The 25,762-nt window shown below is 66.5% G+C and carries 24 protein-coding genes and 3 tRNA genes; 16 read left to right on the plus strand and 11 right to left on the minus strand.

The genetic code is table 11. The features are described from left to right. The first annotated feature begins 138 nt into the window (after positions 1 to 138). Complete coding sequence (locus ABIR17_RS05280; protein ID WP_348003324.1) at positions 139 to 2,238, plus strand: DEAD/DEAH box helicase; 2,100 nt, start codon at positions 139 to 141, stop codon at positions 2,236 to 2,238. A gap of 1 nt (position 2,239) precedes the next feature. Here the strand turns inward: ABIR17_RS05280 and ABIR17_RS05285 are convergent, their stop codons facing one another. Together ABIR17_RS05285 and ABIR17_RS05290 are read right to left on the minus strand one after the other, a co-directional pair. Then, complete coding sequence (locus ABIR17_RS05285; protein ID WP_348003325.1) at positions 2,240 to 3,400, minus strand: AAA family ATPase; 1,161 nt, start codon at positions 3,398 to 3,400, stop codon at positions 2,240 to 2,242. 65 nt (positions 3,401 to 3,465) lie between these two features. Continuing rightward, complete coding sequence (locus ABIR17_RS05290) at positions 3,466 to 3,768, minus strand: DUF427 domain-containing protein (RefSeq protein ID WP_348003326.1); 303 nt, start codon at positions 3,766 to 3,768, stop codon at positions 3,466 to 3,468. Between the two features lie 190 nt (positions 3,769 to 3,958). On the opposite strand from ABIR17_RS05290, the gene ABIR17_RS05295 reads away from it, so the two are divergent. From ABIR17_RS05295 to ABIR17_RS05330, 8 genes are all read left to right on the plus strand, one after another. Further along, entirely contained in the window at positions 3,959 to 4,858 is a 900-nt protein-coding gene (locus ABIR17_RS05295) for an ABC transporter ATP-binding protein (protein ID WP_348003327.1), read from the plus strand. Further along, positions 4,858 to 5,544, plus strand: coding sequence for an ABC transporter permease (locus tag ABIR17_RS05300; protein WP_348003328.1), 687 nt, complete (start codon positions 4,858 to 4,860; stop codon positions 5,542 to 5,544). Before ABIR17_RS05295 ends, ABIR17_RS05300 begins: the two co-directional genes overlap by 1 nt. Next, the gene (locus ABIR17_RS05305) at positions 5,541 to 6,308 is read left to right on the plus strand and encodes an ABC transporter permease (RefSeq protein WP_348003329.1); all 768 of its coding nucleotides are present in this window, start codon (positions 5,541 to 5,543) and stop codon (positions 6,306 to 6,308) included. The genes ABIR17_RS05300 and ABIR17_RS05305 overlap by 4 nt, the downstream gene beginning before the upstream one ends. A 6-nt stretch (positions 6,309 to 6,314) precedes the next feature. Continuing rightward, the gene (locus ABIR17_RS05310) at positions 6,315 to 7,244 is read left to right on the plus strand and encodes an ABC transporter substrate-binding protein (RefSeq protein ID WP_348003330.1); all 930 of its coding nucleotides are present in this window, start codon (positions 6,315 to 6,317) and stop codon (positions 7,242 to 7,244) included. 122 nt (positions 7,245 to 7,366) lie between these two features. Continuing rightward, positions 7,367 to 9,217, plus strand: a complete 1,851-nt coding sequence (gene recQ / locus ABIR17_RS05315; RefSeq protein ID WP_348003331.1) for a DNA helicase RecQ — start codon at positions 7,367 to 7,369, stop codon at positions 9,215 to 9,217. 28 nt (positions 9,218 to 9,245) lie between these two features. Continuing rightward, positions 9,246 to 9,647, plus strand: coding sequence for a hypothetical protein (locus ABIR17_RS05320; RefSeq protein ID WP_348003332.1), 402 nt, complete (start codon positions 9,246 to 9,248; stop codon positions 9,645 to 9,647). Then, the gene (locus ABIR17_RS05325; RefSeq protein ID WP_348003333.1) at positions 9,644 to 10,522 is read left to right on the plus strand and encodes a neutral zinc metallopeptidase; all 879 of its coding nucleotides are present in this window, start codon (positions 9,644 to 9,646) and stop codon (positions 10,520 to 10,522) included. Before ABIR17_RS05320 ends, ABIR17_RS05325 begins: the two co-directional genes overlap by 4 nt. Before the next feature lie 142 nt (positions 10,523 to 10,664). Continuing rightward, on the plus strand, positions 10,665 to 12,719 hold the full coding sequence (locus tag ABIR17_RS05330; protein WP_348003334.1) for an acyl-CoA dehydrogenase: 2,055 nt from the start codon (positions 10,665 to 10,667) through the stop codon (positions 12,717 to 12,719). A 287-nt stretch (positions 12,720 to 13,006) separates the two neighbouring features. On the opposite strand, the gene ABIR17_RS05335 is transcribed toward ABIR17_RS05330, so the two are convergent. Further along, entirely contained in the window at positions 13,007 to 13,156 is a 150-nt protein-coding gene (locus ABIR17_RS05335; protein ID WP_348003335.1) for a hypothetical protein, read from the minus strand. Positions 13,157 to 13,243: 87 nt separating this feature from the next. Between ABIR17_RS05335 and ABIR17_RS05340 the strand changes: the two genes are divergently transcribed. After that, positions 13,244 to 13,903, plus strand: a complete 660-nt coding sequence (locus ABIR17_RS05340) for a hypothetical protein (RefSeq protein ID WP_348003336.1) — start codon at positions 13,244 to 13,246, stop codon at positions 13,901 to 13,903. Here the strand turns inward: ABIR17_RS05340 and ABIR17_RS05345 are convergent. The 7 genes from ABIR17_RS05345 to ABIR17_RS05375 all read right to left on the minus strand — a co-directional run bounded on the left by ABIR17_RS05345 (position 13,896) and on the right by ABIR17_RS05375 (position 17,872). Then, positions 13,896 to 14,612 carry an FAD:protein FMN transferase gene (locus tag ABIR17_RS05345; protein WP_348003337.1) on the minus strand — a complete coding sequence of 239 codons (717 nt, stop codon included), beginning with the start codon at positions 14,610 to 14,612 and terminating at the stop codon, positions 13,896 to 13,898. The two genes, ABIR17_RS05340 and ABIR17_RS05345, sit on opposite strands and share 8 nt — an antisense overlap. Positions 14,613 to 14,642: 30 nt before the next feature. Then, positions 14,643 to 15,188, minus strand: coding sequence for an FMN-binding protein (locus ABIR17_RS05350; protein ID WP_348003338.1), 546 nt, complete (start codon positions 15,186 to 15,188; stop codon positions 14,643 to 14,645). Beyond that, a complete protein-coding gene (locus ABIR17_RS05355) occupies positions 15,185 to 16,606 on the minus strand; it encodes a ferredoxin reductase family protein (RefSeq protein ID WP_348003339.1) in 1,422 nt (473 codons plus the stop codon). Before ABIR17_RS05355 ends, ABIR17_RS05350 begins: the two co-directional genes overlap by 4 nt. An 87-nt stretch (positions 16,607 to 16,693) precedes the next feature. Then, complete coding sequence (locus tag ABIR17_RS05360; protein ID WP_348003340.1) at positions 16,694 to 17,419, minus strand: VIT family protein; 726 nt, start codon at positions 17,417 to 17,419, stop codon at positions 16,694 to 16,696. 107 nt (positions 17,420 to 17,526) lie between these two features. Further along, positions 17,527 to 17,599 (minus strand) — tRNA-Phe (locus tag ABIR17_RS05365). 73 nt (positions 17,600 to 17,672) lie between these two features. Further along, a tRNA-Asp gene (locus tag ABIR17_RS05370) sits at positions 17,673 to 17,746 on the minus strand. A 50-nt stretch (positions 17,747 to 17,796) separates the two neighbouring features. Next, positions 17,797 to 17,872 (minus strand) — tRNA-Glu (locus ABIR17_RS05375). Positions 17,873 to 18,115: 243 nt separating this feature from the next. On the opposite strand from ABIR17_RS05375, the gene ABIR17_RS05380 reads away from it, so the two are divergent. The 3 genes from ABIR17_RS05380 to ABIR17_RS05390 are packed head-to-tail and all read left to right on the plus strand — an operon-like array spanning position 18,116 to position 21,448. Then, complete coding sequence (locus ABIR17_RS05380) at positions 18,116 to 19,363, plus strand: peptidoglycan DD-metalloendopeptidase family protein (RefSeq protein WP_348003341.1); 1,248 nt, start codon at positions 18,116 to 18,118, stop codon at positions 19,361 to 19,363. A gap of 51 nt (positions 19,364 to 19,414) precedes the next feature. Next, positions 19,415 to 20,668: a C40 family peptidase gene (locus ABIR17_RS05385; protein WP_348003342.1), complete on the plus strand. Its 1,254-nt coding sequence runs from the start codon at positions 19,415 to 19,417 to the stop codon at positions 20,666 to 20,668. A 12-nt stretch (positions 20,669 to 20,680) separates the two neighbouring features. Further along, a complete protein-coding gene (locus tag ABIR17_RS05390; protein ID WP_348003343.1) occupies positions 20,681 to 21,448 on the plus strand; it encodes a hypothetical protein in 768 nt (255 codons plus the stop codon). A gap of 35 nt (positions 21,449 to 21,483) precedes the next feature. On the opposite strand, the gene ppa is transcribed toward ABIR17_RS05390, so the two are convergent. Continuing rightward, a complete protein-coding gene (gene ppa, locus ABIR17_RS05395; RefSeq protein WP_348003344.1) occupies positions 21,484 to 21,978 on the minus strand; it encodes an inorganic diphosphatase in 495 nt (164 codons plus the stop codon). Between the two features lie 50 nt (positions 21,979 to 22,028). Here ppa and tilS point away from each other — a divergent pair, with 50 nt between their 5' ends. The 3 genes from tilS (at position 22,029) to ftsH (ending at position 25,761) form a co-directional block, all read left to right on the plus strand. Further along, a complete protein-coding gene (gene tilS, locus ABIR17_RS05400; RefSeq protein ID WP_348003345.1) occupies positions 22,029 to 23,018 on the plus strand; it encodes a tRNA lysidine(34) synthetase TilS in 990 nt (329 codons plus the stop codon). Positions 23,019 to 23,049: 31 nt separating this feature from the next. Further along, positions 23,050 to 23,601, plus strand: coding sequence for a hypoxanthine phosphoribosyltransferase (gene hpt / locus ABIR17_RS05405; protein WP_348003346.1), 552 nt, complete (start codon positions 23,050 to 23,052; stop codon positions 23,599 to 23,601). A 141-nt stretch (positions 23,602 to 23,742) separates the two neighbouring features. Then, positions 23,743 to 25,761 (plus strand): ATP-dependent zinc metalloprotease FtsH, encoded by a 2,019-nt coding sequence (gene ftsH, locus ABIR17_RS05410; RefSeq protein ID WP_348003347.1) that lies wholly within the window; start codon positions 23,743 to 23,745, stop codon positions 25,759 to 25,761. Position 25,762: the final 1 nt, after the last annotated feature.

Genomic DNA, 25,762 nt, shown 5'->3' on the forward strand with positions numbered 1-25,762 from the left:
AGCGGGCCGGATCGTCACATCAGTCGATGGGCGAGGAACTCCTCAGGATAACGGCCCCGGTCTACGTATGCCCGGGTTCTCGGCGTGTGCTTTTCGGCGCGCGCCGCACGCTGAACAGAGCAAACGGAAGACACAGTCATGCCCACACCCAAGAAGAGCGCGTCAGCGCGCTCAACCTCCAACAAGACCGGAGCCCCCGGCGCCAAGAAGGCGCGCTGGAGCACCGAGCAGCGTGCAGCGCAGGGTCACCCCGCGATGCGTCCGCGCGGCGGTACCGCCTCCAAGCCGGTCCGCGAGCGTTCGGCGGATGCCGGCGAGCGTCGCGACAACGTCGAGCGCGGTCGCGACACCCGACCCAACTGGGAGCCGCGTACGAAGTCGGACGGCTACGTCGCTCGACCCGACCGCGCCCCCCGCGAGGGCGGCTACGCGGCCCGTACCGAACGTCCGGCTCGCGAGGGTTACGCTCCCCGCACGGATCGTCCGGCCCGCGAAGGTTATGCGCCCCGCACCGATCGTCCGGCCCGCGACGACCGCGGCTACGCGCCGCGCACCGAGCGTCCGGCTCGCGAGGGTTACGCCCCCCGCACCGATCGCGCCCCGCGCGAAGGCGGCTACGCGCCCCGCACCGAGGGCTATGCACCCCGTACCGAGCGTCCCGCTCGCGAAGGTTATGCACCTCGTACCGAGCGTCCGGCCTACGCACCTCGTACCGAGCGTCCGGGTACCGAGCGTCCGGCGCGCGAAGGTTATGCGCCCCGCACGGAGCGTCCGGCGTACGCGCCGCGCACCGAGCGTCCGGCGTACGCGCCCCGCACCGATCGTCCGGCCCGTTCGTCTGACCGTGACGAGCGCGCTCCGCGTTCATTCGATCGCTCCGACCGTCCGGCCCGCACGTTTGACCGCTCCGACCGTCCGGCCCGCTCATTTGACCGTAGCGACGACTCGTCGTCGCGTGACCGGGCCCCGCGTTCGTTCGACCGTGACCGCGAGCAGCGTCCGGCGCACCACCAAGATGACGTCGTGTTGGCCCGCCTCGAGGCGAAGGCCGTCGATGTCACAGATGTGACCGGCACCGGCTTCGGTGAGCTCGGCCTCGGCCAGAACATCGTGCGCGCCCTCTCCGAGCTCGGCGCGGATACGCCGTTCCCGATCCAGGCCGCGACGATTCCTGCCGTCCTCGAAGGTCGCGACGTACTCGGCCGTGGCCGCACCGGCTCCGGCAAGACGATCGCCTTCGGTGCTCCGCTTGTCGAGCGTCTGCTGCAGGCGCAGAAGGGTGCGACAGATCGCCGCAGGCCGGGCCGCGCCCCGCGTGCACTGATCCTCGCCCCGACTCGCGAACTCGCGTTGCAGATCGACCGCACGATTCAGCCTCTCGCCCAGAGCGTCGGGCTGTTCACCACGCAGATCTACGGCGGTGTTCCCTATGCCCGCCAGACCGGCGCGCTCTCGCGCGGTGTCGACATCGTGATCGGCACCCCCGGTCGCATCGGCGACCTGGTCACCCAGGGTCGGCTCGACCTGTCGCAGATCGTCGTGACGGTGCTCGACGAGGCCGACCACATGTGCGAGCTCGGATTCCTCGAGCCGGTGCGTGAACTGCTGCAGCGCACTTCAGAAGGCGGCCAGAAGCTGCTGTACTCGGCCACCCTCGACTCGGGTGTTGCGTCGCTCGTCGAGGAGTTCCTCGTCGACCCGGCCGTCTATGAGATCGCCGGCGAAGACCAGGCGTCGTCGGACATTCGCCACGTGGCGTTCCTGCTCGACCAGCGCGACAAGCAAGACGTGCTCATCGAACTCGCCGCAGGGCCGGGTAAGAAGCTCGTTTTCGCGCGCACGCGTGCGTTTGCCGAGCAGCTCGCCGAACTGCTGGATGACGCGGGGATCCGCGCCGAGAGCATCCACGGCGACCTCAACCAGTCCCGTCGTACGCGCGCCCTCGAGAAGTTCACGAGTGGCCGGGTCACGGTGCTGGTTGCGACCGACGTTGCCGCCCGCGGTATCCACGTTGACGACATCGAACTGGTCATCCAGGCCGACGCTCCTGACGAGTACAAGGCGTATCTGCACCGTTCGGGCCGCACCGGCCGGGCCGGCAAGTCGGGCACCGTCGTGACCCTCGTGCCGCGCAGCCGTCGTCGCAAGACGGAAGACCTGCTCGCCCGCGCCGAGATCACCGCCGAGTGGATCTCGGTCGTCCCGGGTTCAGCCGAGATCGCTGCGCTCGCGGGCTGAACTAACGCGAAGGCCAACTCCACGGCGGGGCGTCGAGAGACCCCTGTCCGTGGAGTTTGGTCTCTCCGGCCACCTTTTCCAGGTGATGAATGGTGGCACCGGCATCCTCTAGTGCTGTCACGAGCGCAACCGAGTGCGACACGACGACGAGCTGCGATCGCTCGGATGCCGTCACGAGCAATTCCGCGAGCGCGCCGACGACGCTGGGATGCAGGCTCGTCTCCGGCTCGTTGAGTGCCAAGAAGGTGGCCGGCCGCGTGCTGAGCAGCGCCGCGACCCAGACCAGGTAGCGCAGTGTGCCGTCGGATAACTCCGCGGCCTCGAGCGGTCGCAGAAGACCCGGCTGACGGAGCTGCAGGTGGAAACGACCGCCACGATCGTCGATCTCTAGCCGGCTGCCGGGCAGTGCGCGGTCGATCGCTGCGGCGAGTATCGGGGAATGCCCCTGCTCGTCGATCGTGCGGAGGGCTGCCGCGAGGTCGGACCCGTCAGACGCGAGGATCGGCGTGCGGGTCCCGATCGGTGCCTGTCGGGCGGGGGCGGCGGCATCCGTCCGCACCGCGTCATAGAACCGCCAGTCGCGCAGTTCCGCCCGCAACCCCAGTAGCTCGGGCGTCGCGTCCGGATCCCCGAATTCGGCAAGCATGCTCTCCCAGGGTGCGAGCGGTCGGTCGAGGATTCGCCAGCCGTCGTCGCCGCGAACGCGCACGACGGCTCCGCGGCGCTCGGTGAGGACAGACGCGGGGCGCAGCACCGGCCCACTCCACAGGCTCTCGGCCTTGATCACCGGATCGCGGCCGAACATCGTCGGCGGAGCACCCTGGGGGATCGGTAACCCCAGGTCGATCGCGTACCCGAAGCCGTCGGAATCCGATGAGAAACCCAGCCGAAGCGCGACCGGACCCTTCCGCACCGTGCCCTGAGTCGGCCCGCTCTTCGGAGCGCCGCTCTCGGGACCTGCCCAGAGGGTGGATGGCAGTCCGCCTTCGCGGGCGAGCGCGGAAATCGCGCCATCGCGTCCGGCCGCGGCGAGGAGCCGGAGCGAACGGTAGAGGCTCGACTTTCCGCTGCCGTTCGCACCCGTAACCACGGTGAGCGGGGCGAGCGGCACGACCAGCTCGCGAATGGAGCGATAGCCCTCGATCGCAAGCGCAGTCAGCATGGGGGCAGCCTACGGATGTCGCCGCCCCCGCTACGACCTGTGCCTCAACGAGAAGCGGTTCGCACCTAGGAGACCTGTACTTCTTTCCAGAACGCCACGTAGTTGCTGAAGTCCTTACCGACCCGGTCGAACGCGGTGGGGTACGGATGCGGGTATGACCACGCGCGGTCGGGCAGCGCCTGGCCGTCGACCGTCACGGTGAAGTACTGGCACTCGCCCTTCCACGGGCAGGTGTACGGCGTCGGGGAGGTCGTCAAGAACTCCGCCTTCACCGATGAGGGCGGAAAGTAGACGTTGCCCTCAATGTGGAGCACGTCGTCTTCCGCAGCTTCGGCGATCACAGTTCCGTTGAGCGTTGCAGTAGGCATACGGTCTGAAACGCCCTGTCAACCCTCGGCATTCCCCCTCAATCTCCGATTAGCTCGGAAATGACGAAACGCTGACAACCGGCTGTGGCCCCGGCGGGATGTCACCGGCGAGTGGCATTCTGGCAATCCGGAATGCGCAACGTCGCCGAATAGTTGAAATGCTGCATAGCTGCGCGAAAGGGGTTGGGGATTGATCGAGTTCCGCGACGTCTCAAAGCGCTACGGAGCCGATCTCGCCGTCGAGCACTTCTCGCTCCAGATTCCGGCCCGCAAGGTCACAGTCCTGGTCGGCTCGAGTGGATCGGGTAAGACGACTCTCCTGCGCATGATCAACCGCATGGTCGATCCGACCAGCGGCGTCGTCGAGATTGACGGGGTCGACGTGCAGACCGTGGCGGCCGTCGCGCTGCGCCGCAGCATCGGGTACGTGATGCAGAGTTCTGGCCTGCTGCCCCACCGCCGCGTCGTCGACAACATCGCGACCGTCCCACGACTGAACGGCACCGCGACCCCGGCGGCTCGCGAGCGCGCCCTGCACCTGATGGATGTCGTTGGCCTCGACCGTTCGTTCGCCCGACGCTTCCCGGCCGAGCTCTCGGGGGGCCAGCAGCAGCGCGTCGGGGTTGCGCGCGCTCTCGCGGTCGACCCGAACATCCTTCTGATGGACGAGCCGTTCGGTGCCGTCGACCCGATCGTGCGCTCCGACCTTCAGCAGGAGGTACTGCGCATCCAACGCGAGACGGAGACGACGATCGTCTTCGTCACCCACGACATCGACGAGGCGTTTCTGCTCGGCGACCAGGTCGTCATTCTCGGCACCGGGGGACACATCGTGCAGCAGGGAACGCCCGAAGAGATCTTGGCCCACCCGGCCGACGATTTCGTCGCGTCGTTCGTCGGCTCGGATCGCGGCAAGCGGCGCCTCACGGTGAGTACCCGCGCCGGTCAGGGTGACGACCGTGTGCTCGTGGATGCCGGGGGCTACCCGGTCGGCGTTATCGCGGCACCGGGTGGCAAGCTCTCGATCGCCGACGCCAGTCCGCGTTCTCGAAGCATTTCGAACAAGACGGATCAGGCGGGGGACGCCTGATGCTCTGGCTGTGGAACAACCTGGGTCTGGTCCTGGGGCTGACGGCGGATCACGCCCGGCTCTGCGGCATCCCGATCCTCGTCGGTTTCGCAGCCTCGATTCCCCTCGGCTGGCTCGCGTCGCGCTCCGGCGCCGCCCGCGGCATCCTGCTCACCGGCTTCGGCATCCTCTACACGATCCCGTCGCTGGCGCTCTTCGTGGTGCTGCCCGTGATCTTGGGCACCAAGATTCTTGACGAGACCAATGTGGTTGTCGCGCTCACGATCTACGCGATCGCGATGATGCTGCGCGGCACGATCGACGCCTTCGGAAGCGTCTCGGGTGACGTGCTTGAGTCGGCGTCCGCGCAGGGCTTCTCGTCGGTGTCTCGATTCTGGACCGTGCAGTTTCCCCTCGCCGGCCCGGTCCTGCTCGCAAACCTTCGGGTCGTGGCGGTCAGCACCGTGTCCTTGCTGAGCGTGGCGTCGCTGATCGGTAGCGGCGGGCTCGGCTACCTCTTCACCAACGGCTATCAGCAGTACTTCATCGACGAAATTGTCATCGGGATCGTGTTCACGGTGCTGCTCGCCCTCGTGTTCGACACCGTTCTGGTGATCGCCGGACGCATCCTCATGCCGTGGAACCGCCGCAAGTTGGTTGGCACCGCGGCCCTCCGCACGCCCCAACGAAACTGGGTGGGCGCATGAACTTCCTTCTCAGCGCGTTCGCGTTCATCTTTGACCCGACGAACTGGCTGGGGGATGCCGGAATCGGTGCCCGTCTCCTGGCGCACCTGGGGATCACGGTGGTCAGCATCCTGATCGCGCTCGTACTTGCCGTGCCGCTCGGGTTGCTGATCGGTCACACCGGTCGCGGACGCTCGGCCGTGATCGCGCTCACCGGGGCCGCGCGTGCGTTGCCGACCTTCGGTGTGCTCATCCTGTTCGTGCTGATCGGCATCAACTTCGGCGCCGGACTCAGCCTCACCCCGGTCATTGCGGTGCTCGCGGTGCTCGCGGTTCCCCCGCTTCTGGCCGGCGCCTACTCCGGCGTCGAGGCGGTCGATCGCGAAACGGTCGATTCCGCGCGAGCGATGGGCATGACCGAGTGGCAGATTCTTACGCGGGTCGAACTTCCCCTCGCCCTGCCGCTTCTGGTCGGCGGCCTTCGGTCGGCGACCCTGCAGGTCATCGCGACGGCGACGATTGCCGCCTACGTCGCCCAGGGGGGCCTGGGTCGCTATCTCATCGAGGGCATCCAGTTGCGCGACTACACGCGCGCTGTGGTGGGCGCGATCCTGGTCGCCGCTCTCGCACTGCTCGTCGACGGCATTCTCGCCGTCGTGCAGAAACTCGTTGTGCCGCGTGGGGTGTCCCGCGGCGCGACGCGCACCACCAGCAGCACCGGCATGACAGCACGGCGGCCGACCCGGTCGCCCGATGCCACCCGGACACCCGTCACGGAAGGATGACTCAAGATGTTTTCACGCACCAAGACGCGCGCCCGCGTTGGCGCGCTCGCCCTCGGGCTCGGCGCGGTGGTCGTTCTCGCCGGCTGCACCGCCGGTGACCCGCTCGCCGCCGGCTCAGGAAGCAGCACTGCCGGTGCCATCACCATCGGCAATCAGGCATTCCCCGAGAGTGAATTGCTCGCCCAGATCTATGGCCAGGTACTCGCGGCCAAGGGCTACGACGTGACCTACGAGAAGGGGATCGGCTCGCGCGAGACCTTCATCGCGGCGCTCAAGGACGGGTCGATTGACCTCATCCCGGACTACTCCGGCAACGCGTTGGTGTACGCCGACCCGAAAGCCATGGCGACCAGCCCGGCGGATGTTGAGGCGGCGCTCCCTGCCGCGCTCGAGTCGCTCGGGCTCGCGGTGACCGCCGCGGCGCCGGGCGAGGACTCGGACGCCCTGGTCGTCACTTCGGAGTACGCCGCGACGAACCACCTGACCTCGATCGGTGACCTCACCCCGCTGGCGTCGAACATCACCCTCGGCGCCAACACCGAGTTCGAGCCGCGGTGGCGCGCCGGACTGAACAACACCTACGGTTTCGGAAACTGGGCCTTCAAGGCGATCGACGACTACGGCGGACCGGGAACGCTCGCCGACCTGCTCGCCGGCAACATCCAGGTCGCTGACATCTACACGACGACCCCGTCGATCGCGGCGAACAAGCTCGTCGTCTTGAATGACGACAAGAACCTGTTTGCGGCTCAGAACATCATTCCGCTGCTGAACAAAGACGTCCTCACCGACGATCTCGCGAAGCTGCTCGACTCGGTGTCGGCGAAAATCACGACCGATGTGCTGCTTGACCTCAACGGCAAGCTCGCCGGGGCCGACCACCCGACGGCAGCGGATGTTGCCAAGGCGTGGCTGACCGCCCAGGGACTGATCTAAGCGGGTCACGAATCGAAGCGGGGGCGCGAAAGCGCCCCCGCTCTGTCCACGACAACGGCGCTCTGTCCACGACAACAGTCGGGGCGCGGCAGCCCGTCTGCCCTGCGTCGTAGGGTGAGCGCATGACGGCTCCTGCGACCACTGCGGCGGCTGGCTCGAGCCCTGAGTCGCCCCTCGACATCCTGCGCCGGGTCTTTGGGTATGCCGACTTCCGCGGTGAGCAGGCGAAGATCGTCGACCGGCTGATCGCGGGCGGGGATGCCCTGGTGCTGATGCCGACCGGTGGCGGCAAGTCGCTGTGCTACCAGATCCCGGCTCTCGTGCGCCCCGGGACAGGCGTCGTGATCTCGCCGCTCATCGCCCTGATGCAAGACCAGGTGGATGCTCTCTCCGCTGTCGGTGTGCGTGCCGAGTTCCTCAACTCGACCCAAGATGCTGCCGAGCGTCACCGTGTTGAGTCGGCGGTGCTCGCGGGCGAGGTGGATCTGCTCTACCTGGCACCCGAACGGCTCAAAGTCGGGCAGACGATCGCGTTGCTCGACCGCATCCCGATCGCTCTGTTCGCAATTGACGAGGCCCACTGCGTGTCGCAGTGGGGGCATGACTTTCGGCCCGACTACCTCGGCCTCTCGATGCTGCACGAGCGGTGGCCCGACGTGCCGCGCATCGCCCTCACCGCGACGGCGACCGAGGTCACCCGGCAAGAGATCGCCGCGCGGTTGGAGCTGCGTGACGCGGAATGGTTCGTCGCGTCGTTCGACCGGCCCAACATCCAGTACCGCATCGACCCGAAGAATCAGCCGCTGGGTCAGTTGATGTCGCTCCTGCGCAGCGAGCACGCCGGCGACGCGGGCATCGTCTACTGCCTATCGCGGGCGAGCGTCGAAAAGACCGCCGACGCACTCGTGGCGGAGGGCATCCCGGCCCTGCCGTATCACGCGGGTCTCGACCCTAAGGTGCGCGCGCGCAACCAGTCGCGGTTCCTGCGTGAAGACGGGATCGTGATGGTCGCGACGATCGCGTTCGGAATGGGGATCGACAAGCCCGATGTGCGGTTCGTCGCGCACCTCGACCTGCCCAAAAGCGTCGAGGGCTACTACCAGGAGACCGGGCGCGCAGGCCGCGACGGCCTGCCGTCGACCGCGTGGTTGGCGTACGGACTTCAGGATGTCGTGCAGCAACGTCGCATGATCGACGACGGCGAGGGGGATCCCGCCCACAAGCGTCGCGCGACCCAGCACCTCGACGCGATGCTCGGCCTCTGCGAGACGGTGAGCTGCCGACGGGTTCAGATGCTCGGCTACTTCGGGCAGGAGACCCAGCCGTGCGGCAACTGCGACACCTGCCTGTCGCCGCCCGAGTCGTGGGACGGCACGGTTCCCGCGCAGAAACTGCTGTCGACGGTCGTGCGACTTCAGCGCGAGCGCAACCAGCGGTTCGGTGCCGGGCAGCTGATCGACATCCTGCTCGGCAAGACGACTGAACGCGTGCGCCAGAACAAGCACGACGAACTGAAGACCTTCGGCATCGGCACCGACCTCGGCGACCAGGAGTGGCGCGGCGTCGTGCGGCAACTGTTGGCGCAGGGGTTCCTGGCCGTCAGCGCCGACGGCTACGGCACCCTCGTCATCGCGGATGCGGCGGCCGGAGTGCTCGACGGCTCGGTTCGCGTGATGCTCAGGCGGGAGACCGCGAGGCCGGCGCGGGCGTCGAAGCAACGGGCCGGGGTGGAGCTACCGGATGCTGCGCGTGGCCTGTTCGAGAGATTGCGCGAGTGGCGGGCCGGGGTCGCGCGTGACCAAGGTGTTCCGGCGTACATCGTGTTCGGGGACGCGACCCTGCGCGGCATCGCCGTCACGAAACCGACGTCGCTCGAGCAACTGGGCAGCATCAGCGGAGTCGGTGAGAAAAAACTCGAGTCGTATGGCGAGGGTGTGCTCGAAGTTGTGGCTGCGGAAGAGGCAGCTGCGTGAGCCGAGCGGTGCGCGATAGCGTCACGTCATGACCAAGATGGTGTGGCAACCCCCGACTCGGGCGGTTCGTGGCTGGGCTCTCGCGGCGATCATCCTGCTGGTCGTTGCGATTGGGTTGGGCGCGGCTGCGGTCGGTCGGTCAGCGATGGTGTCGAGCGCGTACACCACGGCGACCCAGAACGAGCAAGTCGCCTATGACGCTGCGACGGGGGCCAAGGGCACCCCGAATGAGGCGGCCGCGAAGGCGAGACTTGATCAGGCGCAAGCGAAGTTGGCCACTGCCGAAACCGACCTCACGCGCTCGGTTTCCGAATTTGGCGCGCTGTTGGCCGCGGCTCTCATCATCGCCGTTCTGTCGATTGCCGCGGCCGTCCTCGCGCTCATCCTGCGCGTCCGCGCAGCCAGGGCCCGGGGTAGCGTTATCGCATGACTTTCAACGACGACGCCAACATCGAGGGCGGCCGCGTCAGCAAGCGCGGCCGGAACGCGGCGATCGCCGGTGGCGGTGGCGGCCTCGTCGTCGTCGCGCTGGTGATCGTCTCTCAACTCACCGGTTTTGACCTCACCGGCCTCGCCCCACTTCTCGGCGGCGGCAGCGGCACCGAGACATCCACCGATCAGAGCGGTGACCTCGACCAATGCAAAACCGGCGCCCAGGCGAACAACAACATCGACTGCCGGATGAAGGCTGCCGCGACCTCGCTTGACGCCTACTGGTTGACCCAGGTCGATGGCTACACCCAGCCGCAGCTGGTCATCTACGACGGCCAGACCGACACCGGATGTGGCACCGCCTCGAACGCCGTCGGCCCGTTCTACTGCCCGCCCGACCAAAAGGTCTACATCGACACCTCTTTCTACAACGAACTGCAGACGCAGTTCGGCGCGTCAGGCGGGCCGCTCGCCCAGCTGTACGTCGTCGCGCACGAGTGGGGGCACCACATCCAGAACATCACGGGTCAGATGAACAACCTCAATCTGCAAGACACCGGCGCGACGTCCGACAGCGTTCGGCTCGAACTTCAGGCCGACTGCTACGCCGGCGCCTGGGTGGACGGAGTGAGTTCTACGCCGGACGCGAACGGCGTGCCGTTCCTCAAGAAGCCCACTGACGCCGAGATCGCTGACGCGCTCAACGCTGCGGCAGCCGTCGGGGACGACCACATCCAAGAGACCCTGGGCAGCGGCAGCGTGAATCCCGAGACCTGGACGCACGGCTCGAGCGAGGAGCGGCAGCGCTGGTTCCAGACCGGGTACACGAAGGGCGTCGCCTCCTGCGACACCTTCTCGGCAGCCACGCTCTGATTCGGCGGCTGTAGATCCGAGCCGAACCCTGCGCCAAGGAGTTGTAGAGCCTCTACAACGTGCCCCGACCGGTCTCGGGTCGGTTTGGTAGCCCTCGACGACGATTCAGCGCACATTCACGCGGTCGACGTACCGTGTTGGCATGACGGATCTCGTGGACCTCACCACCGCTGCTGACAAGAGCGACGGCGCGCGCATTGACGTGACCGCGCTCGGGCAGACCCTGATGGGTCGCTGGGCGGATGTGCGTCGTCGGTCCCGCGAACTCGCCGGCCGTGAGGAGTTTCAGCGCATCCCCGGCCAGCCGATGGATGAGCACCGCACTCGCGTTTTCGGGCAGTTGAAGCGCCTCGTCGAGGAGCGCAGCGTGCACCGGGCGTTCCCGGTGAAGTTCGGGGGCCTTGACGACCACGGCGGTAACCTCGCGCAGTTCGAAGAACTCGTCATCGCCGACCCGTCTCTGCAGATCAAGTCGGGTGTGCAGTGGGGTCTCTTTGCTGCCGCAATCATGCACCTGGGCACCGACCGGCACCACGATCAGTTCCTGCCCGGCGCGATGAGTCTCGCTGTTCCGGGTGCGTTCGCGATGACCGAAACCGGCCACGGGTCGGATGTCTCGAGCATCGGTACGACGGCGACCTACGACGCAGGCACCGATGAGTTCGTCATCGACACCCCATTTCGTGCCGCCTGGAAGGACTACCTCGGCAACGCCGCCCTCGACGGTCAAGCCGCCGTGGTCTTCGCCCAGTTGATCGTCGGCGGGATCAACCACGGCGTGCACGCGCTCTACGTGCCGATCCGCGACGGTCGGGACTTCCTGCCCGGAATCGGCGGCGACGACGACGGACTCAAGGGCGGCCTCAACGGTATCGATAACGGTCGGCTGCACTTCAGTGGTGTGCGCGTGCCGCGTACCAACCTGCTGAACAAGTACGGCGACGTCGACGAGAACGGGGTCTACAGCTCGCCCATCGCCTCGTCGGGCCGTCGCTTCTTCACGATGATCGGCACCCTCGTTCAGGGTCGGGTTTCGCTCGACGGCGCGGCAGTCGTGGCGAGCAAGGTCGGCCTCACGATCGCGATCAAGTACGCGACCGAGCGCCGACAGTTCTCTGACACCCGCGGCGGCGACGAGATCGTGCTGCTCGACTACCAGCGTCACCAGCGCCGACTGATCACCCGGCTCGCGACGACGTACGCGATGTCGTTCGCGCACGAGCGTCTGCTCGAACAGTTTCATGCGGTGTTCAGCGGGCAGAAGGCAACGGATGCCGACCGCCAAGATCTGGAAACGCTTGCCGCTTCCTTGAAGCCGTTCTCGAGCTGGTCGGCTCTCGACATCCTGCAGGAGTGCCGCGAAGCGTGTGGCGGTGCCGGGTTCCTGGCCGAGAACCGGTTCACCCAACTGCGCAGCGACCTCGACATCTACGCGACCTTCGAGGGCGATAACAACGTGCTGCTGCAGCTCGTCGCCAAGCGTCTGCTCGCCGACTACGCGAAAGGCTTCAAGAACGCGGATGCTGCCGCGATCGCTGGCCTCGTCGCGATGCAGGTCGGTGAGGTGGCTCTCAACCGCTCCGGCATCCGTTCGCTCGCGCAGAGCATTGTCGATTTCGGCTCCCGCGCGCGTTCGATCGGCTACGTGCGGGGCGCAGCGGCGCAGCGTCAACTGCTCACCGATCGGGTGCACACCATGGTCGCCTCGATCGCGGGCCGCCTGAAGGGCGTCGGCTCGCTCTCGCCAGAGGATGCGGCGGCGCTGTTCAACTCGAACCAGAACGAACTCATCGAGGCTGCCTACGCGCACGCCGAGCTTCTGCAGTGGGAGGCCTTCACTGACGGTCTCGGGCAGGCCACCGACTCGGGCACCAAGACCGTTCTCACCTGGCTCCGCGATTTGTTCGGCTTTTCGCTGATCGAGAAGCACCTCGCCTGGTATCTCATCAACGGTCGTCTGTCGACCGCGCGAGCGACCGCGATCACCGACTACATCGACGACCGACTGCTCCCCCGCTTGCGGGCACACGCTGTCGACCTGGTCGACGCGTTCGAGCTCGCGCCCGAGCACCTTCGGGCGCCCATTGCGACCGGTGCCGAGAAGGAACGTCAGGACGAGGCGCGCGCGTACTACGCAGCCAAGCGCGCTGCCGGCGAACTTCCCGGCGACGAGAGTGCTCCCAAGCCGACCAAGTAGTTCAGGGCCGACGAAGTAGTTCAGGGCCGACCAAGTAGGTCAGGCCGCAGGAAGGGCGGCGACGATCGCTGCCGCAGTTTCGGTCGGCTTCGTGAACATCGGCCAGTGCCCGGTGGGTAAGTCAACGATCTCGTAGTGCTTCACCTTGCGCAGCTCGGCGGTGTACCCGTGGCCCTTCTCGACGAGGGCACGACGTCATCCCATGCGGTCGCGTCGAGCCAGAAGCCGGGGATCAGCAGAACGTTCATACCGGCAGCCTAGGAATGACCGCCGATATCGGGAGGTACTCAGTTCTTCTTGGTGGCCTTCGTGATCGCGTCCTGGGAGGCATCCCGAGCGCCCGATGCCTTCTTGTCGTTCTTCGCGACGCGCTTCTCTTTCAGCGTCTTCGCAGCCGCGGTCTTGGGGCTGTTCTTACGTGCGGATTTCTCGGCCATGGAGTCTCTTCTCGTTCTTGAGAGCCGCGGTGACCCTGTTGCCCGAAGGTTACGCCCTGCCGCCGTGGGGCGGGGGATACTCGCTCCATGGCCGCATCTTCATCGCACCCGCATCCGGAGCACCGTTGGCCGGTCACGGTGGCGATCCTGCTGGCGCTGGGGGTCTACGTCTTCCTTCCCCCACCGCTGCCCTTCCTCCCCTCCTGGGCGATCCCGGTCGCCGCGCTGATTGCCGTCATCCCGCTCGTTGCGCTCAACCCCCGTCGGCTCGGCAGAGAGACGGTCTGGTCGCGTGCGCTCGGCGTTGCGATCGCGGTCGGGCTGGTCATCGTGAACCAGGTGTACATCGTCGAGATTCTCAACCAACTGCTCAACGGTCAGGGCATCGGCGTCAACATCATCTACACGGCGGCGGGCGTCTGGGTGACGAACGTGATCGCGTTCGGGGTGCTCTTCTGGGAGGTCGACCGGGGTGGGCCCTACGCGCGGCGCTTCGAGGGCGTGCGGGATGACGCTCCGATGGACTTCCGGTTTCCGCAAGAAGACGGCTCGCCCGGTCTTGACCCGAACTGGCGGCCGGAGTTCTTCGACTACCTGTACTTCTCGCTCACCTCGATGATGGCGTTCAGTCCGACGGATGTCATGCCGCTCACCCGCAAGGCGAAAGCCCTGATGGCGTACGAGGCGCTGTCCGGGTTCGTGCTACTCGCGCTTGTGATCGCGCGCGCGGTCAACATCATCAGTTAGCAGCGCGAAAGCCTGGAGTCGCGAGGAGTGCGCCCGCGCGGTCGACGGTCAGCACGTCGACATCCCATCGGTCGCTGATGTCGTCGAGGGTGGTGCGTCCGCCGGCAATGATTGCCGTCGCAAGAACATCGGCAGTCAGGATGTCGTCGGCCACAACGGTTGCTTGCACGAAGTCGGCGATGCCGTCGCGGGACCAGATGTGGTCGCCGCGCTCGGCTGATCCCGAGGTCGCAACCGCGCGCCGCGAACCGCGCAGCTGAACTGTCGTCAGCAGAGCCGTGCGGTCATCCGGGTCGATGATCCCGATCAGTTCGGGCTCGTCGACGCCTGCTGGGAGAGCTCGGGATGCCGTGAGCACGTCACCGCCGACGGCGAGCGTCCAGTTTGTGACCCCCGCCCGATCCAGCACGGTGCCGGCATCCGCGATTGCGAGGGCTTTGACGACGCCGTTCAGGTCGATGACGCCGTCGGGGCGGTTCGGGGTGAACGCGCCTCCCGTGAGCCGGCGCCACTCGACGGCGGTCGCGTACGCGTCCCGGAGGGTCGTGCTGGCGTCGTCGAGCCGCAGTTCGCCGGAAGCGACTCTGCTGAGCTCGGAGTCGTTGCGGTAGAGGCTGAAACGTTCGTCGTAGGCGGTGAACACGGCCTCGACATCCCGCACCGGGATCGGGGCGTCATCGAGCGCGCCGAGGGATGCCACCGTACCCATGGTCGAAAAGGTATGGCGCACGCGGGCCTGTCAGAAGCCGGCTTGATCGAGCGCAGACTGCACCGAACGGAGGTAACCGTCTGACGTGTAGGTCGCACCGCTCACGTACGACACTCGTGTCGACTGTGCCGAAAGCACCTCTTGGCGCAGCATCGGGGCCGCTCGGTTGCTGATCTGCCTCGAACGACCATCGGCGTTGGTGAGTTGAAGGGCGGTCACCTCGGTGATCGAGTTTCCCGAGATCGTCACCGAGACCTGCACCGGACCGAACGGAGTGTTGGCGGTCGCACCCGTGTAGGTGCCGTCCTTCGACGCAGGCGTCGACGGGGCGGAAGACGGGCTTGCGGCCGGAGCGCCAGACGGGGTTGTTGACGGAGCGGCGGACGGCGTGGCGGCACCAGGACCTGGGACGCTGCCCGTCGACGATCCGGCGGTATTCGTGCTGCCGGAGGTCGAGCCGTTCCCCGACGCGAGTGCGGTCGGAGGCGAGGTCACCCCGGCTGCCCCGACCTGCCATCCAATGATCAGGATTCCGAGCGAGGCGACGACCCCGCCAACTGCTGCGCGCGCCCTCACCAGTCGAACCTTTCTGCGTGAATACGGTGCTCGGCAACACCGAGGCTTCGGGCTTCCGCGACGACCGACTCGAGCCACGCGGTTGGACCGCAGACGTAGAGGTCGGATTCGAGCAGACCGGGAAAGACGCTCGCCAGGGTCACCCCACGTGCCGCGTCGGCCTGGCTTGCCCACGCGTGGCCTCGACGCGACCGGTGCCCAATCATCGTGTAGAACTGAGCGCCCTTGGCCGCGGCAATCTCGCGGATCTCGTCCCAGTGATAGGTCTCGGTGTCGTCACCTGCCCGAAGCAGCACCGTGGCTTCGCCCGGCGCGAGGGGAGCGTCTTCGAGCAGCGCCCGGATCGGGGTCACTCCGATGCCTGCGGCAATCACAGCCAGTCGCCGAGAGGTGCGGGCCGCGTTCGAGAACAGGCCGTAAGGTCCCTCGATCCAGACTCGGGTTCCCACCGGGACCGACTGGAGCTTTGCCGACCCCTTCCCCAACTCGCGCACCGTGATGCGGGCGGTCGTTGAGGTCGGCACCGCGCTGAGCGAGATGGGATGAGAGTGCCACCAGGTGCGCGGAGTCCAGAAGCGCCAGATCAAGAACTGCCCGCCCGACCCGCCGAGAGCTCGCAGATCGCGACCGTGCAACTCGATGGAGGCCACCCCCGGTGCGATCTGGGTCACCCGCGAAACCCGGATGCCGTGGCGCAGGCTGGCGAACAGAGGGCGCGCGAAACGGAACCACCCGATCGCACCGAACGCGATCACGTAGAGGGCGACCCAGTAGACCCGTTGCATCGAACCCGCGGCGAGAACACCGCCGAGGCTGAGCTGGTGGGGAATCGCAACGGCGACGGCGACGTAGCTGAGCAGGTGCACGAGGTGCCAGCCCTCGTAGCTGAACTTGCGCCGCACGGCGACCAGCGAGGTCACCACCACGATAATCAGCAGACCCGTTCCGATGAACGCGAGCGGCATGTCGGGAAGCGCGAGCATCGAACCGATCTCGGCGATCGGATTGATTCCCTCACTCATCCCGTAGCCGATGAGCAGCAGCACCGCGTGGGCCAGGATCAGGTAGAGCGCGGGCTTTCCGATTCGCCGATGCAGGGCGATCGCCCGGTCATGCCCGATCGTGCGATCGAGCAACGGAACGCGCGCGGCGAGCACGAGCATCACGAGGATGAAGTCCGAGCCGACCAGGCCGGTGATGATTCCGAGGCTGGTGACCCCAACCGCGGGGGTCCCCCACAGCGCGGTGCCTCCGGTGGTCAGGAACAGCGCGATCGCGAGAGCGCCCGATGCCCAGAGCAGGGTGACCAGCAGATCCGACACTCGGGCCCGGTGCGCGTAGCGGGTCGCACGCAGGGCAACAGCCGCCTGATCCGGGTGCTGAGCACTCCGGCGCGAAGCGAGCTGGGGGGCGGTCATGGGCTCACAGTGCCGACGCCACCTGTACGCCAGCTATGAAATGTCGAGGAACGCGGCGTGTGAACATCCAAGGTTTGTCAAAGGCTCTTAGACCAGCCCGCTCGCTCCGAGCAGCGTGCCGATCAGGTAGGTCGCCGCCAGCGCTAAGGCCCCCCCGATCACGACCCGCAGCGTGGCCCGAAGCTTGGGGCTGCCCCCGATCCAGGCGCTCGTCGCGCCGGTGGCCCCGAGGGCGACGATGACGGCGACGAAAGTCACCGGCACCCGGATTTCGGGGGGCGGCAGCAGGATCGCCAGCATCGGCAGAATGGCGCCGATCGTGAACGCAAGGGCCGACGCGGCGGCCGCCTGCCAGGGGCTCGCGACATCCTCTTGGCGGATGCCGAGTTCGGCTTCGAGGTGGGCCGCGAGCGCGTCATGGGCGGTCAGCTCGAGCGCGACGCGCTCGGCGGTCTCCTCGCTCAACCCCTTGCCTCGGTACAGGGCGGTGAGTTCGGCGAGTTCCTCCTCGGGCATCTCAGCGAGTTCCCGCGTCTCTTTCGCGATGAGAGCGTGCTGACTGTCGCGCTGACTGCTGACCGAGACATACTCGCCCAGCGCCATCGAGATCGCACCGCCGACCAGTCCGGCCGCACCCGCGGTGAGGATCGGCGCGAGCATCGGGGTTGCGCCCGCGACTCCCACGACGATGGCCGCGACCGACACGATCCCGTCGTTGGCGCCGAGCACGCCGGCACGCAACCAGTTGAGTCGGCTGGCGATCCCCGGTCCGTGCGGCTCGAGAGGATGCAACCCGGGGATGTCGGCGCTCATCTTGCTATGACAGCACGACCGTCAGTCCGGCGCCAGCAAGGTCAGGCTGTGCTGACTGACGGATTCCCAACGACGAAACCCCCGGGAATCCCAGGGGTTTCGGTGGGTGGCTCCGACCGGCGTCGATCCGGTGACCTTCCGATTTTCAGTCGGACGCTCTACCAACTGAGCTACAGAGCCTCGGGGGCCGACTCGTGATGAGACGGTCCCCGATGTGGAAGAAGCCTTTCCTTGCGGAAAGGCTTCCACTCCGCGACCCTGACGGGACTTGAACCCGCGACCTCCGCCGTGACAGGGCGGCACGCTAACCAGCTGCGCTACAGGGCCATGCATTTTAAGTTGTCGTGGTGCAGTGAAACGGTACTGCTTTGTCGATCTGGTGACCCCAACGGGATTCGAACCCGTGCTGCCGCCGTGAAAGGGCGGTGTCCTAGGCCACTAAACGATGGGGCCCCTGGACGATCAAGTACAGCGCGAATCGCACAGCAACCGAGGGTCAAGCATACGGTCTTCAGCCCGTCGAACGCCAATCCCGTCTGCCGTAGCTACGGGATGGTCGGCCGCGTGACACTCGCCGGATGAGCCGGGGTATCAGCTCCCGCGGGATTACGTTCAAGTGGCTGTTGAAACTTTTCTAACGGATGTTGTAGCTGGCACGACGGATTAATCCCGCCGGCTGGGGAAGATGGGGAAGCCATGAGGCGACTGCGAGGCCGGGGGGCTGCGACTGCGGGGGCGCCGAGGGGCGTCGCGCGGTGGTTCCGGGTGATTGCCGGTGCCGTCGCACTCGCGTTGCTGCCGGTGCTCGCGCCGATGCCGGCATCCGCGCTGTCAGCCACCGACTACCCCAGTTGGCAAGACGTCATTGCTGCGCAGGCAAACGCCTCGTCGGCCAATAACCTCATCGCGTCGCTGAACGCGTCGCTCGGCGGGCTGCAAGATGAAGTAGACCGCACCAACGTCGACGCGAAGGCCAAGGGTCAGATCTACGCTGACGCGCAACAGAAGTACGACGAGCAGAACCTCAAGACGCAGGCCCTGATCGATCAGACCACGGCGGCCCAGGCTGATGCCGACAAGGCGTACAAGGTCGCAGCCCAGGTGATCGCTGAGATGAGCAAGGGCGGCAGCGGCGACCTGACGCCACAGTTGCTGACCTCTCCCGGATCCCCCGACCTGCTGCTCAGCCGCCTCGAGATCAGCCGCGTGCTCGGCGAACGCTACGCAGACATGTATCAGCGGGCGCTCGAGCTGAAGAATCGAGCGAACGCGCTCGCCGACCAGGCCGAAGTCGCCAAGGCTCTCCTCGAAGAGCTCCGGGATGCAACCGCGAAAGCCCTCCAAGAGGCGACAGCTGCCGCGACCGCGGCCGCCGACAAGCTGAAGCAGACCCAGAGCGACATCGTCGAAGTCTCCGCGCGGATCTCCTATCTGCAAGGCCTCAGCGCTTCGACAACCGCCGCCTACAACGAGGGACTCAAGGCCCAGTTCGGCGACGGCGCGGAGGGTGAGGTCAACTGGGACACCGGGTGGGCACGTCCGGTCGCCGGCCACATTACGAGCAACTTCGGGATGCGCGTCAACCCGGTCAGCCACATCTACCAACTGCACACCGGCGTCGACCTCTCAGGACCGGGGTGCGGTGCGACCATTCGGGCCGCCCACGCGGGCACGGTGATCTATGCCGGGTGGGACGGCAGTTGGGGCAACTACATCGCGACCGACAACGGTGACGGCACCGGTAACGGCTACGCGCACATCGTGAACGGCGGTATCGGAGTCAGCATCGGGCAACACGTCGACCCGGGACAGCCGATCGCCCGAGTCGGGTCGACGGGCCAGTCGACCGGATGCCACCTGCATTTCATTGTCCGCATCAACGGCAACCGTGATCTCACAGATCCCGTTCCCTTTATGCGCAACCAGGGGATTACCCTCAACTAGTACGCAATTAGTACGACATCCGAACCGGGGGGTTCGGAGAGGGGTAACACAATGGCCGACAAGGGGCAGCGCCGACGGCGCGCGATCGCCGCAGGGGTTCCGGCGACGCTTCTGCTTGCGTTCGCGAATCCGACGCAAGCGATGGCACTGCAGCACGACGACTACCCGAGTTGGGATGACGTCGAGCAGGCCCGACACAACGAGGCCGCCGCCTCCGCCAAGGTCGACGAGATCGAAGGCATCCTCGTTCGACTCGAAGCGGATGCCGCTGACCTGAACCGCACCGCCCAGGAGCGCGGCGAAGACTATGCGCTCGCCGCCACCGCACTCGACACCGCGAGTGTCAAGGTCGATCGACTTAAGACTCAGGCGGATGCCGCCCAGAAGCGTGCCCATGAGTCCGAACAGCGGGTTGCCGTCCTGGTTGCTCAGTTGGCGCGTTCGGGTGGCGGCGACGTCACACTCGGCCTTCTGCTGGGCTCGACGACTGACACCGACAGCCTGCTCACGAAGCTGGGTATCGCCGACCGGTTGACGGTGACGTCTGCGGCACTTCTCGACCGAGCCGTCTACGACAAGAAGACGGCGGATGCCCTCGCCACCGACGCCCGGGTCGCGCAACGTGAACGTGAACGCCTCGCTGGGGAGGCCCAGACCGCGCTCGACTCGGCCCAGGCTGCCGCGACCGATGCCCAGGCGAAGGCTGACGCGCAGCGCGCCGACATCGACCGGATGTACGCCCAGCTGGCGACTCTCAAGGGAACATCCGCCGCGCTGGAGCGTGAGTACTACGAGGGAATCTCGACCCCGCCCACGAACCCGCCTCCGTCTCCCTCGCCCTCGGACACGTCGTCCCCCTCGCCGTCCCCGTCACCATCGACACCCACCCCGCCAACGCCACCGACTCCGTCGTCGAGCGCTGTCGAGATGGCGATCAGTTATGCCACCGCGCAACTCGGCGAACGCTACGTGCTGGGGGGGATGGGCCCCAACGTCTGGGATTGCTCGGGGCTCACCAAGGCGAGTTACGCCGCGGCCGGCGTCTACATCGGCACCCACTCGTCGACCGATCAGTACAACTACATGGCGGCGCAAGGTCGGCTGGTGCCGATCTCGCAGATGCAGCGGGGTGATCTGCTGTACTACTCCGACGGTGGTTCGGCCTCGGTTGCCCGTAAATATCACGTCACGATCTACCTCGGCGGCGGCAAGATGATCGAGGCGCCGAACCCGACAACGGTCGTGCGGATCGTCAACGTTCGCTACGGAGATCTGGTTCCCTACGCAGGCCGGCCCACCGGCTGACACAATCAGAGCATGCGCCTGCCGTCGATCATCCCCGCCGCTGGTCTCGTGCTGCTGCTGGCTGGCTGCGGCGCCGGTGGTATTGCCACGCCGACCGGTACCGCGACTGAGACCGCGTCGCCGACTCCCTCGGCCACACCGACGACTGAGCCAACCCAACCACCGACGACCGTGACCCCATTTCCCTCGGGTGCATTCCTTCAGGTATCGGTGACAGCGTCGGTGGGCGACTCCGAGCTGCACCTAGTCCTGACTTTCGACCGCCCGGTCGTGGCCGCCGATTCGCAGGCCAAGTTCGACGCGATCCTCAGGGCGTGCCCGCGCGCGATCTCATCTCAGCTGGAGAACAACGCCGGATTTGAACCGACCGGCGTGGTCCTCTCCCGGATGACTGCCGTCGGAACGCTGCCCGCGGGCACCTCCTACGAGGTGTCGGCCGGGGGAGTCATCGCAACGATCGGCGAAGGCATCGGGGTCGCGGCACCCAACGACCCGCCCGCCGGCTTCGGGTGTTCATCCACGATTGTGAGCGGCTCGGACGGTGCGACCTTCGCGAGTCTGCTTCTGGGAACACCGGCAGGCATCGACCGTGAAGATCTTGAGAACGCCCTCGCCAAGGGCGTCTTTGGATTCCAGGCCGACGGCGACTCGGCGCACAAGATCGTCTGGCGTGACTGCGTCGTCCAGCTCGGGTCGCTCGCGAAACGTCTTTCGACGACGTGGACTCAGCCGGGCGACTGGGGCAATGGGTGCCAGATCGGCTACGCCGGCGGGGTCTGAGACCGCACCTCAGACCCGAGCGTCAGACCTGCACTTCAGTGTGACGCGGGCGGCACGTAGGCCTCGAAGCCGGCCTTAAGTGTGGCTTCGGCTTCGGCGGCGTCGCCCCAGCCTTCGGTCTTGACCCACTTGCCGGGTTCGAGATCCTTGTAGTGCTCGAAGAAGTGCTCAATCTCTTTGCGCGTGAATTCCGGGATGTCGTTGAGGTCCTGGATCCAGTCCCAGCGCGGATCCTTCGCGGGCACGGCGATCACCTTCGCGTCGCTGCCGCCATCATCGGTCATGTTGAAGACACCGACCGGTCGTACGTCGATCGCGATTCCGGGGAACAGCTCGGCCTCGAGCAACACGAGCACATCCACCGGGTCGCCGTCGAGGCCGAGGGTGTTCTCGAAGAAGCCGTAATTCGTCGGGTAGCCGAATGCGGTGTACAGGTACCGGTCGTAGGTGACGCGACCGGTCTCGTGGTCGACCTCGTACTTGACGCGGCTTCCCTTGGGGATCTCGATGATTGCGGTGTACGTGGCCATGATCGAAAGTCTCCTGAGGGTTCGAGTGCGTGCGCCGTTAAGGTTAGCCGATGCCTTCTTCCGGGCCCCGCCCTCGACTGACCCCGGAGATCGCGGATGTGCGCAGGGCCGTGCGGGGAACGTTGCCGACCTGGGGGTTGGTTCTCGTTGCGCTGAGCGGCGGTCCCGACTCGCTCGCTCTCGCGGCGGCCGTCGCGTTCGAGGGTCCTCGGGCCGGGCTGAGAGCCGGTGCGCTGATCGTCGATCATCAGCTGCAGACCGGATCGGATGCTGTGGCCGAGCAGGCGGCGAAAACGGCGGCAGCGCTCGGGCTCGACCCCGTTCGCGTGGTGCGGGTCACCGTCTCAGGCTCGGGTGGCCCGGAGGCGTCGGCCCGCGCGGCTCGGTATTCAGCACTCTCCTCGGTGGCAGTTGAGCTAGGTGCTGCCGCGGTGTTCCTCGGCCACACCCTCGACGATCAGGCCGAGACCGTGCTGTTGGGGTTGGCGCGAGGAAGCGGGTCGGGCAGCCTGCAGGGAATGGCATCCGTTTCGGGGATCTATCGGCGGCCGCTGCTCGGCATTCGACGGTCGACGACGGTGCAGGCCTGTGCCGACGCGGGGCTTGAACCGTGGTCGGATCCGCACAACGACGACCCGGCCTACACCCGGGTGCGAGTGCGGAGGAACGTGTTGCCCGTGCTCGAAGCAGAACTCGGGCCGGGAGTGGCGGAAGCGCTGGCTCGCACCGCCGAGCAGGCCCGGGAAGATGCGGAGGCACTCGAAGCTTTCGCCGAAGAAGTAGCCGAGGACCTGGCAGAGCACATCGAGGCGGGCATCTCGCTGCCGGTGTCGGCGCTCGCCGCGAACCCACCCGCACTGCGTCAACGCCTGGTGCGGTTCGCCGTGCACAGCGAGTTCGGGGTCGCGCTCAGTCGAGTCCAGACCCTCGAGGTGTGCCGCCTGGTTACCGACTGGCACGGCCAGAAAGGCGTCGACCTACCCGGCGTTAGGGTGGTCAGGCGGAACGGGCTGCTGGAGTTCCGCGCCCACGATTTTTAGGCAGCTGAGACGAGACCGGACGGGGATGCCGATGGACAGCACTGATGTCGAGGGCGACCTCACCGAGGTGCTCTTCACCGAAGCCCAAATCCACGGTCGAATCGCGGACCTGTGCCGCCAGATCGAAGTCGACTACTCGGGTCGAGACCTCTTGCTCGTCGGCGTGCTCAAGGGTGCCGTGATGGTGATGGCCGACCTCGCGCGCGAGCTCAAGCGTGACGTCGAGATGGACTGGATGGCGACGTCGTCGTACGGCACCGGCACGGCGTCGAGCGGCGTGGTTCGCATCGTGAAAGACCTCGACGCCGACATCTCGGGGCGCCACGTGCTCATCGTCGAAGATGTCGTCGATTCGGGGCTCACCCTCGCCTGGCTGCGCTCCAACCTCGAGAGCCGGGGACCGGCATCCCTCGAGATCTGTGCGCTGCTGCGCAAGCCTGACGCCGCAAAGGTCGACGTCGACGTTCGCTACGTCGGGTACGAGATTCCCAACGTGTTTGTGGTGGGCTACGGGCTCGACTACGCCGAGCGTTTTCGCAACCTGAGGTCGATTGGCGTTCTGGCTCCGCACGTGTACTCGTAGCGCGTTGGGTTCCGACGCCCGGGACGGGTGTCGGCGCTGGGACCGCGGCGGCGGCGCGAAAGCGCCCCCGCTCCTAGCGAAGTCCGCGCGGAGCGAACATCCGGGCGGCGCCCAGTAATAGGGCGATAACCTGGCTGTCTCATGGATGTCAGACGTATCTTTCGCGGACCATTTCTCTGGATTCTGGGCGGCCTGATCGCGCTCGGCGTCGTCTTCTGGCTGATCACCAGCTCGGCAGGTGCCAAAGAGATCACCACGCAGGAGGGTTTGACCCTCCTCAAGGGCACCACGGTCACCGAAGTGCAGATCATTGACGGTGAGCAGCGGGTCGACCTCACCCTGTCCGGCGCGTACAAGGACGAATCCGGCGTGGACTACGGCACGAACGTGCAGTTCTACTACGTCGCCCCGCGTGGCGGCGAAGTCGTCGACGCCATTACGGCGAGCAAGGCCAAGTTCGACGACCAGGTTCCGCAGGGCAACTGGTTCCTCAGCATCGTCGGCGTCCTGTTCCCGGTGCTGTTGATCGGGATCGTCTTCTGGTTCCTGATTTCGAGCATGCAGGGCGGCGGCAATCGCGTCATGCAGTTCGGCAAGTCCAAGGCGAAGCTCATCACGAAGGACTCGCCTCAGGTGACCTTTGCCGATGTCGCCGGCGCGCAGGAGGCTGTCGAAGAGCTCGAGGAGATCAAGGACTTCCTCAAGGATCCGGCCCGCTTCCAAGCCGTTGGCGCCCGCATTCCGAAGGGCGTGCTGCTGTACGGCCCTCCCGGAACGGGCAAGACCCTTCTCGCGCGCGCTGTCGCCGGTGAAGCCGGTGTGCCGTTCTACTCGATCTCGGGTTCGGACTTTGTCGAGATGTTCGTCGGAGTCGGCGCCAGTCGCGTGCGCGATCTGTTCGAGCAGGCCAAGCAGAATTCGCCGGCCATCATTTTCGTCGACGAGATCGACGCCGTTGGTCGCCACCGTGGGGCTGGCCTTGGCGGTGGCCATGACGAGCGCGAGCAGACCCTCAACCAGTTGCTGGTCGAGATGGACGGCTTCGACGTCAAGACCAACGTCATCCTGATCGCGGCAACGAACCGTCCCGACATCCTCGACCCCGCGCTGCTGCGTCCGGGGCGCTTTGACCGCCAGATCGGCGTCGATGCTCCCGACCTCAAGGGCCGCCAGAAGATCCTCGAAGTGCACGCCAAGGGCAAGCCGATGGCGAAGGGCGTCAACCTCGAAGTTCTCGCGCGCAAGACGCCGGGCTTCACGGGTGCCGATCTCGCGAACGTGCTCAATGAAGCGGCGCTGCTTACGGCGCGCAGCAACGCGCAACTCATCGACAACCGCGCGCTCGATGAGGCCGTCGACCGCGTGATGGCCGGCCCGCAGCGGCGCAGCCGCCTGATGAACGACAAAGAGAAGCTCATCACGGCGTACCACGAGAGCGGTCACGCTCTCGCCGCCGCGTCGATGCGCAACACCGACCCGGTGACGAAGGTCACGATTCTGCCGCGCGGTCGCGCCCTCGGTTACACGATGGTGCTGCCGCTCGAAGACAAGTACTCGGTCACGCGCAACGAACTGCTCGACCAGCTCGCCTACGCGATGGGCGGCCGCGTCGCGGAAGAGATCGTCTTCCACGATCCGACAACCGGCGCGTCGAACGACATCGAGAAGGCAACGGCGATCGCTCGCCGCATGGTGACCGAATACGGGATGTCGACCGACATCGGTGCGGTCAAACTCGGATCGTCGGGCGGCGAGGTCTTCCTCGGTCGCGACATGGGCCACCAGCGCGACTACTCCGAAGAGATCGCCGAGAAGGTCGACCTCGAGGTGCGCAAGCTCATCGACCAGGCGCACGATGAGGCGTGGAAGGTGCTCAACACCAACCGCGACATTCTCGACAAGCTGGCCAGCGAGCTCCTTGAGAAAGAGACCCTCGACCACGACCAGCTCGCCGCCCTGTTCGCCAAGGTGAAGAAGCTGCCCGAGCGGCCGCAGTGGCTGTCGAGCAAGACCCGCCCGGTCAGCAATCTGCCCGCGGTCAAGATGCCCAGCAAGGCACCGATCGATCCGGCCGCCGTTGATTCCGGCGTCGATTCCGAACCGACCCCGCGCCCGCGCACCCCGCGGCCGCGCAAGTCGCCCGGCATCGCCACCGCCTGAC

It is taken from the genome of Pseudolysinimonas sp. (assembly GCF_039912695.1).
In the GTDB taxonomy this organism is placed as follows: Bacteria; Actinomycetota; Actinomycetes; order Actinomycetales; family Microbacteriaceae; genus Pseudolysinimonas_A.